Annotated in this window: 10 protein-coding genes; 3 read left to right on the top strand and 7 right to left on the bottom strand. The window is 30.4% G+C overall.

What is annotated here, in order from left to right; genetic code table 11:
* Positions 1–28: 28 nt before the first annotated feature.
* From BLW23_RS04325 to BLW23_RS04355, 7 genes are all read right to left on the bottom strand, one after another.
* Positions 29–964, bottom strand: a complete 936-nt coding sequence (locus BLW23_RS04325) for a DUF6268 family outer membrane beta-barrel protein (protein ID WP_093667996.1) — start codon at positions 962–964, stop codon at positions 29–31.
* Positions 943–1,311, bottom strand: coding sequence for a DUF2147 domain-containing protein (locus tag BLW23_RS04330; RefSeq protein ID WP_093667997.1), 369 nt, complete (start codon positions 1,309–1,311; stop codon positions 943–945). Before BLW23_RS04330 ends, BLW23_RS04325 begins: the two co-directional genes overlap by 22 nt.
* A 114-nt stretch (positions 1,312–1,425) precedes the next feature.
* Positions 1,426–2,100: an ABC transporter ATP-binding protein gene (locus tag BLW23_RS04335; RefSeq protein ID WP_093667998.1), complete on the bottom strand. Its 675-nt coding sequence runs from the start codon at positions 2,098–2,100 to the stop codon at positions 1,426–1,428.
* Positions 2,101–2,112: 12 nt separating this feature from the next.
* Positions 2,113–3,351, bottom strand: a complete 1,239-nt coding sequence (locus tag BLW23_RS04340; protein ID WP_093667999.1) for an ABC transporter permease — start codon at positions 3,349–3,351, stop codon at positions 2,113–2,115.
* Positions 3,352–3,354: 3 nt separating this feature from the next.
* A complete protein-coding gene (locus tag BLW23_RS04345) occupies positions 3,355–4,452 on the bottom strand; it encodes an efflux RND transporter periplasmic adaptor subunit (protein WP_093668000.1) in 1,098 nt (365 codons plus the stop codon).
* Positions 4,453–4,464: 12 nt separating this feature from the next.
* Entirely contained in the window at positions 4,465–5,808 is a 1,344-nt protein-coding gene (locus BLW23_RS04350; RefSeq protein ID WP_093668001.1) for a TolC family protein, read from the bottom strand.
* Between the two features lie 191 nt (positions 5,809–5,999).
* Entirely contained in the window at positions 6,000–8,231 is a 2,232-nt protein-coding gene (locus BLW23_RS04355) for a S9 family peptidase (protein WP_255362732.1), read from the bottom strand.
* A gap of 288 nt (positions 8,232–8,519) precedes the next feature.
* Here BLW23_RS04355 and BLW23_RS04360 point away from each other — a divergent pair, with 288 nt between their 5' ends.
* The 3 genes from BLW23_RS04360 (at position 8,520) to BLW23_RS04370 (ending at position 11,509) form a co-directional block, all read left to right on the top strand.
* The gene (locus tag BLW23_RS04360; RefSeq protein ID WP_255362733.1) at positions 8,520–9,614 is read left to right on the top strand and encodes a helix-turn-helix domain-containing protein; all 1,095 of its coding nucleotides are present in this window, start codon (positions 8,520–8,522) and stop codon (positions 9,612–9,614) included.
* Positions 9,615–9,742: 128 nt separating this feature from the next.
* On the top strand, positions 9,743–10,528 hold the full coding sequence (locus BLW23_RS04365) for an SDR family NAD(P)-dependent oxidoreductase (RefSeq protein WP_093668004.1): 786 nt from the start codon (positions 9,743–9,745) through the stop codon (positions 10,526–10,528).
* Positions 10,529–10,540: 12 nt separating this feature from the next.
* Positions 10,541–11,509 carry an NAD-dependent epimerase/dehydratase family protein gene (locus BLW23_RS04370; RefSeq protein WP_093668005.1) on the top strand — a complete coding sequence of 323 codons (969 nt, stop codon included), beginning with the start codon at positions 10,541–10,543 and terminating at the stop codon, positions 11,507–11,509.
* Positions 11,510–11,868 lie beyond the last annotated feature (359 nt).

Raw genomic sequence — 11,868 nt, forward strand, 5'->3', positions numbered from 1 at the left:
AACAAAATGTCTTTAGAAAGATATTGAATTATTTTCTTTTACTAGGAATGTAAACAATGCCTATATTGAAAAAAGAAGCTCCTTTAGAATCTACTTCGAGTGTATTACCAGCAATATCTACAAAATTATATTTTCTATTCGTACTAATGCCTCCATAAGCTTCTGCACGAAATCCTTTTGCAAAATTATATTGCGTCAAAATACCAAGGTTTGTACGAGAATAATTGATCTTATTTACATTATTTAAGTTATTATCTGATACATTAAAATTAGCACCATCACTATTATATTTTACACCAAGAGCTAATTTATTATTGGCTAATAGTGAATATGTATATTTCAAGTTTACAGGTAATAATGCATTCACTTGATGTTTATTCTTTTTATAGTTTAAACTTACTAAAGGAATAACTCTGGATTCCCCAAAGCGTGAACTTTGAGCAATACCCGCTCCAATTTTTAACCTTTCATGAATTGTCCTAGTCGCTAAAATTGCTCCTTGAAAAAGAAAATCGTCTGAGCTTAATGATTCCTCAAAATCAGAGGCTAATGAAGGTCTGAGATTAATCGCTAGGCCCCATTTATCATTGAACTGATGTAAAATAGTAAGTTGATAATATAATTCCTGTAGTTTTTTATTATAAGAATCAAGTGATGTTAAAGGCAAATTGTACATATTGGCTTCAACAAACGCATATCCTACTCCATTTATTAGAGTTGTCTGTTTATTCTTCAATAACGTCGGAATATTCAAATAAACTCCAAATTCTTGAAATGCTATTTCCTGTCCATCTGTAACATCTTTTATCGCCGCTCTTTGATAATTATTGTACTGAAGTCCTGCTAATCTAAACTCTTGAGCTTCTGTTTTGAAAATAATAGCAAAACAGGCAAAGTTAAAGGCAATTAGCTTTGTAATTACCTTCCTTTCTAAATTAATATTTATGATTCCTTTTTTGTCCATTCTATTGTTTTTGAGAAGAATCCTGCCTTCACTTTAACTTCTAGTACATTTTCCTTTGGTGTGAACTCAGCATCATACCATTCCTTCTTTTTTGGTGAAAATAATTTACCTTTCCATTTTCCATTTTTGCTTTTTAGTTCTTTCACCATCAGTTTTCCTAAAATAACTTTTGGATTATCAGAAGCTATGATCTTTCCTTCATAATTATTATCGTTTTGTTTCTCAATTTTTATAATGGTATTTTTCTTTCCAAGAACCCATTCTTGTGCTATATCGGTTTGCCCATAGCTAGTAATGCTTGTTACACTAATGAGTAATAAAGTAATAATTGTTTTTAAATATTTCATGTTTACTGTTGTTTAATTTGCTTACAATTTTAGTCATAATTCAATTTTATCTAATATTTAAATAGATGAACTCGAATATGTTGTGTTGGAATCGAAATTTGTGACTTAAAGACTTTATTGACGAATCAATTCTCCATCTGACAGTTCGATAATACGATCGCATTTATCAGCGAATTCATCATCATGAGTTACGGCAATAATAGTTTGTCCTCTTTCTTTGGCTAATTCACGAAATACATCAAATACGATATCTGTGTTTTTGGAGTCGAGGTTACCCGTAGGTTCATCTCCCATAATAATGGATGGTGAATTAATTAAGGCTCTTGCAATCGCTACACGTTGTTGTTGCCCTCCAGATATTTTCGAAGCTTTTTTATATTCATTCCCTTTTAAACCTAACAGATGTAAAGACTCAATGGCTTCCGCTTCAATTTCTTTCTTACTCTTTTTGTTAAGTTTTAGTGCTGGTAACATGACGTTATCGAGAACCGTGAATTCAGGAAGTAAGAAATGAAACTGAAATACAAAACCTATATGCTCATTTCTGAATTTGGCCAATTGATTTTGAGATAAACCAGTAACTTCCGTATTATTTATTGATATATTACCGTTGTACTGGGTATCCATTGTAGATAAAAGATATAGTAAAGTGGATTTACCAGAACCCGATTTACCAACGATAGATACAAATTCTCCTTTATGCACATCAAATGAAATATCTTTCAAAACTTGGAACTCTACTGGATCGTAGAAGTGTTTGTTGATATTATTTACTGAAATCATATTCATAATTATCTGTTTTTATCCTCTTAATATTTCAACTGGATCTACTTTTGATGCTTTACGAGAGGGGAGATATCCTGCTATTAAAGTGATGATAACTCCAAAGCAAAAAGACAAAACATAATCCTTTGGATTATAAACTACAGGTAAGGTATTATGTGTAGCTATTTTAAACGGAACAACATCCAATGTTTGAACAATAATATTACCTAAAAACACACCTATAAAGCCACCAATTAGCCCTATCACTATGGATTGTGTTAAGAAGATTTCAATCACATCTTTTCCGTTGAACCCCATAGCTTTAAGAATAGCAATTTCCTTTATTTTTTCGTTAACAGTCATGTTCATAATATTATAAATACCAAATCCAGCTACGATTAGAATAGTTAAGGAAACTGATATTGCAAGAATATCTCTTAAAATGCTCGAAGAAACTAATTGACTGTTTCCCTCCTGCCAGGATTCAACTTTATAATCTGTGATTTCACGAACTTTTTTAGCCACTTCGTTAGCATTATTGTAATCATTGGTGTTAACTAAAATGTCCGTAGCATAGCTCTTATTTTTTGAAAACAACTGCCTTGCAGTTTGAATAGAGACTAATGCACGTGTCATATCCGCTCCTTTAGAACCCGTTTCTATGATTCCAATAATCTTAAAAGTTTTAGAGATACCATGAGATGTAGATACAGATACAGTATTTCCCGTTTTTACTCCTATTTTTCTAGCTAAGTTGACACCAAGTATAATTCCATCGGAACGTTTATCTAATTCGCTCAAACTTCCCTCAATCATATAGCTAGCTGTTTCGAAAAGTTCATTTTCGTTAACCGTATCAATACCAGAAAGAGAAGCATTTGCTTTAGCTACTCCATTTCTAATAAAAACCGTCTCATTTAACTGAACAGTTACACTGTTTACCTCAGGGATTTCAAAAATCTTTTTTTTAATCTCATCCACATTTTTAATGCCTTCTGTGTATTGAATGTTTTTATTGTTATGAATCATCAATACAGTGTTATTCTCTTTTGGTGCAGATAATATTGAAGAAGTATCGTCTGTTAAATCGTTAAATACTTTTATATGTGCCATAGAAGTAAAAGTAATTTCAGTTTGTATATTGTTTACTCCGGCCATAAAGCTATTCATAGCGATATACATAGATGTACCGAAAGCAACGCTTAATATAGCAACGAGTAACTGCCTAAACCTTGAACTTAACTGAACTTTTGCTATTTTTTGATTGGTGTTCATGTTTTACTTTTTAGGTTTTACAATTTTGGTGCTTTCAGATATACCTGATTTTACCACGGTCCAATCAATATTTTTATGTCCTATTTCTATCGCTTTTTCTTCTCCGTTATCTAGCAATACATGATTTTCTTTAATTAAATATTCTGTAGGAATCACCAAAACATTCGTCACGTTCTTGGTTTTTATATTTGCTTGAAGTTGTGAACCTGAGAAAATCTTTTTTGGGCCTTGCTTAAATTTTGCTTCAACAATATAGGATTGCTCTTGAATATTGAAACCAGGATATATTTTAGATATTTCTGCAGTAAAAGTTTCCTCTGTATTCGTATTTACATGAACAGCCACCAATTGTCCTAAATTTATCTTGCGTATATCATCTTCAGCAACAAATAGTTTAATTATAAAATCTCCGCTACCTATTTCAGCAACAGCCTCACCCCTTCTAATGAGTTCACCTTGCTTTTTGAAAACATCAATTACAGTTCCAGAAATTGATGATTTAAGGTGATAGTCTTCAAGTAGCTCTTTTTGGGTATTTACTTGAACCAAACTACGTGTTTTACTAACTTTTAAGTCCTTTATGGTTTGTTTATAATTGTCTTTTAAGCCTAAAAGATTATTCTTAGATGCTTGATATTGTATATACGCCTTTTCATATTCCAATTGTGAAACAGAATTCTTTTCCAACAAATTCTTATATCTTTCATAATTAGACTCATCCAATATTAATTGTGACCTTGCCTGATTAATTTTTACTTCAATTTGTTGTAAAGTGGAAGAATTACTTGCTGCATTATTTACTGCGTTATTATAAACTATAAGGGCATCTTTGACTTGATTCTTTTGAACATCACTTTTGATACTTGCAACGGTGGTATTCTTCATAATGAAATCACCTTCACTTACAGGTATAGAAGTTAAAATTCCTTCAACACTTGCTGAAACTGTATATTGATTTTCTTGTTCGATATGACCACTGGCAAACACTGCATTTTCAATGTTTTTTCTTATTGGTTTGGTTGTTTCTTTCTTATTACAAGAAATAAATAGAGATAGTGTTAATATGGTTGCAACTAAATATAGTTTGTTATTATGTTTCATTTTTATGACTTTTTAGTTCTGAGATTCTAAATCGATTTGCCTGATATAGAGTTTATATTTAGATAAAGTGTAAGAAGAAAGGCTTTGTAAATATGCATTTTGGGCATTCAATAAATCATCATAACTACTTAATCGATCATCCAGACTAATAATACCCGAGTTGTATTTGTTTTCTGCATGTTGATCGTTTTTCTCTGTAAGTTTTAGGATTTTTGAATTTTCAGAAAGTTCCTTTTTAAAATGTTCTACTTCATCGACTAAAAGTTTATCTTCATTTTGAGTTATTAGTTTTATGTTTTCTAATTGTAATTGTTGTTGTTGTAGAAGTAATTTGGATTGTTTGATCTTTTTACGACTCGAAAAACCGCTAAAAACGGGGATGTTAATTTTTACCCCTAAGGTTTGTTGTGGTAACTCACTTACATTGGAAAAGTCGTTAAATGTGTCTGTTGCCCAACTTTTATTGTACTGGTAATTAAAACTTAGATTTGGTAATAACAAAGATTTGGATTCTTTAAGAATTGATTTTTGTTTCTCAACTTCCATTTTTTGCCAAACAACATCGGGATGCGTGCTTGATATGAAAGTACTCGATAAATTGAAATTATCAGGTGTGTCTTCAATGCTTATTTCTCGATTACAATTTAATTGACTTTGTAGCTGTTTGTAATAACGATTTATATTGTTTTTTGCCTTTTGAAGGTTTTTTCTATTTTGAATATGCCTGATTTCAGCAGTATTTACGGCTTTTTCATCTACAATTCCTCTTTCATACTTATCTTTTGTATGGTTATAAAAAGCCTCTGAAACTTTAAGATTTTCATTGTATATTTTAGTAACTTCTTGTGTTAGAATTACGGAATAGTAATTGGAGGCCAATCCATTGTAGGTAGACAGCTTACTCTTTTGAGTAGTGATTTTACTCTGTTTTGCTGATATATTAGCCGTTTCTGAAGCGAATATTTTTTGAAAGTTCAAAATATTCCAATTTACTTGTAATCCCGCCGAGTAGATATGCTGCCTACCAAAAGTTAATTCTTCAAAAGTTCCTGATGGAGCATTCGGGTTGAATATCTGTGCAGGAATGAGCGTTGGTTGCAAGGTGAGATTATTATTATAGCCACCTGAAGCATTTATGGTTGGATAGAGGTAAGCTTTGGATGCTTTTTTTCTTTCTTTTGAAACTTTTTCATTGATGCCTGAATTGAGAATAGATATGGCATGTTCATTGGCATAAGAAATAACTTCTTCAAAAGAACTAAACTCTAATGGAGTATAATTTGTACTAGTTTGAGCAAAAAATGATAGCGCGTTAAGCCAAGTACAAAGAAAAGTTAATACTATGTTGGTTCTCACTAAAAATACATTTAAAATTCATGGTAAAGATGAAGTTTCAATGATCGTTCTGGATAAAATTTTTAATGAAGTCGAATTTTAAGAATTAAAGTCGAAATTAAGAGTATGAAAATATATAGATGATTGAATTTATGGATAATAAAAAAGCCGCTTTGGAAATTAAGCGGCTTTTAACTATATAAATAATTTTATTAATTTTTCAAGTGTTTTGCATAGAATCCCATCATAGCTTTGTATAGTTCTATGCTATTTTCCTCTTTAGCAAACCCATGGCCTTCATCATATTTCACCATATATGGCACGTCAAAACCTTTTCCTCTCAAGGCACTAACAATTTGATCAGATTCATCGATGTTTACTCTTGGATCATTGGCTCCTTGTACTACAAAAAGAGGCTTCTTTACCTTGTCAATTTGGAATACAGGAGACACTTCGTTCATTATTGCTTTTTCCGCAGGAATAGCAGAATCATACCAAATCTCTTTTAAAATTTTTAAATATGGTTTCCAATATGCTGGTATACTTTTCATGAAAGTAAATAAATTTGAAACACCTACATAATCTACACCACAAGTATATAAATCCGGAGTTTTAGTTAAACCACGTAATACCGCATAACCACCATGACTTCCTCCATAAATAGCTACCTTACTTTTATCTACCCAACCTTGATTAATAGCGTATTGAAGACCATCTTCAACATCATCCATTGCTTTTCTTCCAATCTGTTTAAATCCTGATTCTAAAAATTTCTTTCCATAACCACCTGATATTCTAAAGTTAACTTGAAGTGTAGCATATCCTCTACTTGCAAACAATTGTGCCTCTGGGTTAAATCCCCAAGAATCTCTAATACCTTGTGGCCCACCATGTGGATTTACAATTACAGGAACTTTATTTCCTTTTTTTGCTTCCCTTGGTAATGTGATATAACCACGAATTGTAAGTCCATCTCTACTTTTAAAAGTAATAGGACGCATTTCAGCCATATCTTTTTCATTAAGATTAGGCATTAAATTATAAAGTAATTTAAATGTATCCTTCTTGGCATCATATGAATAGTATATACCGTATAGTTTATCACTTTGAAGGAAGATTAAATATTTACTTTCATCGTCCGTTACATCCGATATAGAATAACTATAATCAGGAAATTTAGAGGTGATTCTTTTGTGCAATGTTTTATAATAATTGCTTACCGGAATAACATTTGCTTTCTCCCCTTCATATGAAAAATAGTCTAATTCATAATTTCTTTTTCTTGATAAAGACAAACCAGAGACATCATAATCTTCATTAGCAAATAATTTTTTAATTATTTTATCTTCCTTTAAATCATATAAATAAATTTGTGTTTTATCACTATATAAATTAGAAGAAACATAAGCCTCATGTTTATTATCAGAAGCATAATTAAAACTTATAATCGAAAAACGATCTTTCCAGCTAAGTTTTTTCTTGATTTCATAGTTTTTACCATCTACAGTATAATACATATCAACAAATACTCCATCTCTAAGTATTGAGAAACCTCTTAAATTTCCATCTTTATCAAACTCATATCCATTAATAGGATTAGCAGCATCTTCGTTTTTATAAAGTTGTTCTAACTCACCACTAATAATATTGATTTTATAAGGTTCAAAAATTGAAGGATTGTTCTTATTCATAGAAATAATCATATGGTTTTTGTCCTCTTTTAAACCATTCAATATTCTAACCTTAACACCATCATATGGAGTCAATTCTTTTTGATTTTTTCCGTCTACATCAACAGCGAACAAATGATAATCTTCATTCCCTCCTTTATCCATAACATATATTAATCGATCATCATTTGCCCAACCAAAACCTCTAATCAATTCTTCTTTCTCTTCAATAACTCTCGTTATTTTCTCTGTTTCAGTGTTTTTTACATAAACATGATTCTTTTTATTAGCATCTTTCTCTTGATAAGACATATAGTAACCATTAGGTGAAAAGCTAAAGCTTCTTGCCTTAGGTCTAGCAAAATAATCTTCTACAGAGTACTTATAATTGCCTGTATCTGCATTCATAAGCTTTTCTAATTCCGCTTCTGATGTCGGTAAAGCCGTATTACCAGGTAATGTTTTAACTGTTTTATTCAATATTAATGGAATTTCATTAGAACCTTGAAAGAAGGTTCCTTCAAATTTATTTTCTTTTAAATTCCCAACATATTTTATTCCAGCTTGATTGAATTTTATGGTTAAAATGTTGTTCGTAAAACTGGTTTCATCCATAGGAATTCCCGAAGCCCCTTGAGATGGGCTGTCCATTGTTGATGAATATGATCCTGCTTCTAACTTAACGTTAAACAGTATCGGTATCTTACTCTCTTTAATGGTTAGTTTCCCTTCCCATGCTCCAGTAATATCTTGGGCATTAATTTGTGTTAGCATACTAGAAAAAAAGAGTAATGTAATTAAACATTTTGAAATTATGGTTTTCATTGTTCAGTTAATTATGGTTTGTAAATTGTTAATAGACATAAAAGATTAAGTTCTGTAAAATAATTACGCAATCATTTAACAATTAGCAAAGTGTTATACCTTGTATGTTGTTTCAAAATCTATTTTGTTACGTTGAATAATATAATTAACATAAAATTAAGAGTTTTAAAAAAGATTTAAGAGCCCAAAAAATATTGCAAACATGTCAATAACGTATATTTGTATAAAACCATCTTAGTGCTTATCCATTTAATTCAAATACTCGTTTTTTCGTCATTTTTGCTACTTTCATTTATCATGCTTTCCAATCCCTTAAAAGTAAATAGAAAGGCCAATGTTTTATTTGGTATGTTCTTATTTTTGTGGGCCACTTTCTTTTTAGATGAAATATTAATACTAATAAAAGCACCACCTTTAGGCGGTATAGCTTCATTAACAATTGCGTTTTTTCAATTTTTAACACCTATTTTATTTTATATAAGTGTTGTTTTTTTTACGAACCCTAACTATAAATTTAAAAAGCAAACTATAATCTACCTTATATTGCCATGTATATATTTAGGAGTTCTTATTCTTAATTTTATAGGTAATAGTTCACTTCAAATGATTTTGGTTTTATTACTTATTGGCCATGCATTCTTGTATACTTTACTGTCATATTTAAAAATTAGAAAACATCAGCGAAAGATAAATTTATTTTCTTCAAACATATCAGAAATCGATTTGAACTGGCTAGTATATATCATTGGAGCCATTATTTTCACTTCCATTACTATTGCCATTTTTAATTCTATTTATTTCGGTCTTCCATTGAATTTGTATGCCAATATAATAATGCTTGGTATTGCTTTTTTTATCGCTTATCATTCATTAAGACAAAAGGAAATTTTTCCAAAAAATGAAAAACACCGAAAAGAAGTTATTTCGATTGAAAAAGATGAAAAGAAATTTGATATAATAAAGCGTAAATTGATAGAGGATGAAGATTTAGTACGGCTAAAATCTAAATTGAATTCTTTGATGAAAGAAAGTGAATTATATTTAAATCACGATGTCAATTTGGCTTCTTTATCTGAAGAAATGAAGGTAACTACACACCAACTCTCTTATATAATTAATAAAGGGTTTAATCAGAATTTTTTTCAGTTTATCAATACATATCGCGTTCAAAAAGCAAAAGAATTATTGTCCGATACTTCTACTGATAAACTATCTATTTTAGGGATTGCTTACGAATCTGGGTTTAGCTCTAAAACTACTTTTAATACAACTTTTAAGAAATTAACCAACCAAACACCTTCTGAATTTAAAAAACAACGTTCTAATTTATAAGTACGAACTTATTTTTACTTCAACATTCTGTTTTTAAAGGGATTCGTAATATGTTCTTGTTTGTAAAATCGAACATTTAAAGACCATTCTAGTACTAATTTAGCACCATATCTTAATATCGATTAAATATGAATGCTCAATCCCAAAAGAAGTACGCTCTTATTACAGGTGCCAGTCAGGGCCTAGGAAAAGAGTTCGCGATATCTCTAGCAAAAAGAAAACACAATGTAATACTAGTAAGTTTACCTAACCAAAATTTAAATAAACTGGCTGAACATATTAAATCTTTATTCGGAGTTAAAGTGTCTTATTTTGAAGTAGATTTTTCCTCGGATGAAAGTGTACTTTCCTTAACTAAGGAGTTGAATAATAATTTTGAAATCGATGTATTGATTAACAATGCAGGTACAGGTGGAACGAAGAAAATTGAAGATGTTTCTCTAAATTATGTGACTACAATTATTCAAGTAAATGTAAAGGCGACAGCCGTTTTTACTCATCAATTACTTTCAAATTTAAAAAGACAATCACGCTCTTACATTCTGAATGTATCAAGTATTGCGGCCTTTGCTCCTGTTGGTTATAAAACAGTATATCCCGCTTCAAAAGCCTTTGTTCATTCATTTTCTTTAGGGCTTTCAGAAGAGTTAAAGGGCAGTAACATTTCTGTAAGTGTAATAAACCCAGGGGCTATGAAAACCAATCCAGAAATTACGGCGCGAATAGAAAAGCAAGGTTTTATGGGAAAATTAACCTTATTACATCCTAAAAAAGTGGCTGAATATTCTCTAACCAAAATGTTTAAAGGCACCACTTTCATATTAATCAATCCAATGAGTTGGTTTTTGTCCGTTCTTTTACCGAATTGGATCAAGGTACCTATGATGACTAATATTGTTAAACGGGAAGCTTAAGATATCAATTGAATGAAACATATTTTTATTACAGGAATCTCTGGATTACTAGGGACTAATTTATGCCATGAATTATTAGATAAAGGATATTATGTTACTGGCTTAGTTAGAGATAAAAATAGCTATATAGGAAACACGCATGAGAACTTAAATTTACTAGAAGGCCAGTTATTTGATGATTTCTCGTCATTATTTAAAACTATTGATGTTGTAATTCATGCCGCAGCTGTAACAAATCAAGGATTGTTAGATTATTCAGACTATTGGGCGATTAATTGTAACGCGACGAAACAATTATATACTACTGCCATTCTGTGTAATGTTGAGCGATTCATTTTCGTGAGTTCTGCTAATACTTTAGGCTATGGCACATTAAAACAGCTTGGTAATGAAAAAAAACAAGCAAATAACTTGTTTAAACAATCATACTATGCAAAAAGCAAAATAGAAGCGGAAAAATACTTGGTAAGAAATAAATATAAGATAGAAACAATTATTGTAAATCCAACATTTATGCTTGGTGCCTATGATAGTAAGCCTAGTTCAGGTAAAATAATATTAATAGGTTGGAACAAAAAGGTTGTTTTTTATCCACCAGGTGGAAAGAACTTTGTCCATGTAAAAGATGTTGCTATTGGAATAATTAAGGCTATGAATAAAGGAGTGTCCGGAGAAAAATATTTATTAGCCAATAAAAACTTAAGCTATAAAACGTTCTATAAAACTTTAAACCAGATTGTAGATCAAAATCCGATAATGGTAGAAATACCAAAAAGTGTTTTGGTACTATTTGGGTATTGTGGAAATTTGCTACGAAAAATAGGAATAAAATCAAGCTTAAGCTTAATAAATATGAAGATTCTATGTATTGAAAATTATTTTTCTAATAAGAAATCTGTTAAACACTTAAATATGGAGTATCAACCTATTGAGAACGCCTTAAATGATGCTGTAGATTATTTTTCAAACCCGAAAAATTAATCTCATAAACTATAAAAACAAGATGTCTCCCCTTTCTTTTTCTAAGTCCCAGATTGTATTTAAATAATATTTATCTGGGACATTAAAAGAACTACTTATCCTTTATTATTGAAAAGCAAATATTTACAAAGTTTAACTAAGGTTGGTGTTAATACCTATGTAAGTAGGAGTTATGAAAAGCTTTATAAGTATGCAGTAAGTTTGCGGTAATCTTCCTTTATATAACCAAGAAAGAATGATTCTTGAAATGCAGTGCTTAGTATTAAAGCTGAAGGAAATGTATTTTGTTTTTTAGGTAAAGTAAAACAAAAATCAATGTTGGAGCCGAATTTCTTCTTACGAATACAAACTAATTCATA

Origin of the sequence: Tenacibaculum sp. MAR_2009_124, from assembly GCF_900105455.1 — a bacterium.
Lineage (GTDB): Bacteria > Bacteroidota > Bacteroidia > Flavobacteriales > Flavobacteriaceae > Polaribacter.

Coding starts and splice junctions, on each gene's coding strand:
- BLW23_RS04325 (WP_093667996.1), bottom strand. CDS start 964: ATGGACAAAAAAGGAATCATAAATATTAATTTAGAAAGGAAGGTAATT.
- BLW23_RS04330 (WP_093667997.1), bottom strand. CDS start 1,311: ATGAAATATTTAAAAACAATTATTACTTTATTACTCATTAGTGTAACA.
- BLW23_RS04335 (WP_093667998.1), bottom strand. CDS start 2,100: ATGAATATGATTTCAGTAAATAATATCAACAAACACTTCTACGATCCA.
- BLW23_RS04340 (WP_093667999.1), bottom strand. CDS start 3,351: ATGAACACCAATCAAAAAATAGCAAAAGTTCAGTTAAGTTCAAGGTTT.
- BLW23_RS04345 (WP_093668000.1), bottom strand. CDS start 4,452: ATGAAACATAATAACAAACTATATTTAGTTGCAACCATATTAACACTA.
- BLW23_RS04355 (WP_255362732.1), bottom strand. CDS start 8,231: ATGCTAACACAAATTAATGCCCAAGATATTACTGGAGCATGGGAAGGG.
- BLW23_RS04365 (WP_093668004.1), top strand. CDS start 9,743: ATGAATGCTCAATCCCAAAAGAAGTACGCTCTTATTACAGGTGCCAGT.
- BLW23_RS04370 (WP_093668005.1), top strand. CDS start 10,541: ATGAAACATATTTTTATTACAGGAATCTCTGGATTACTAGGGACTAAT.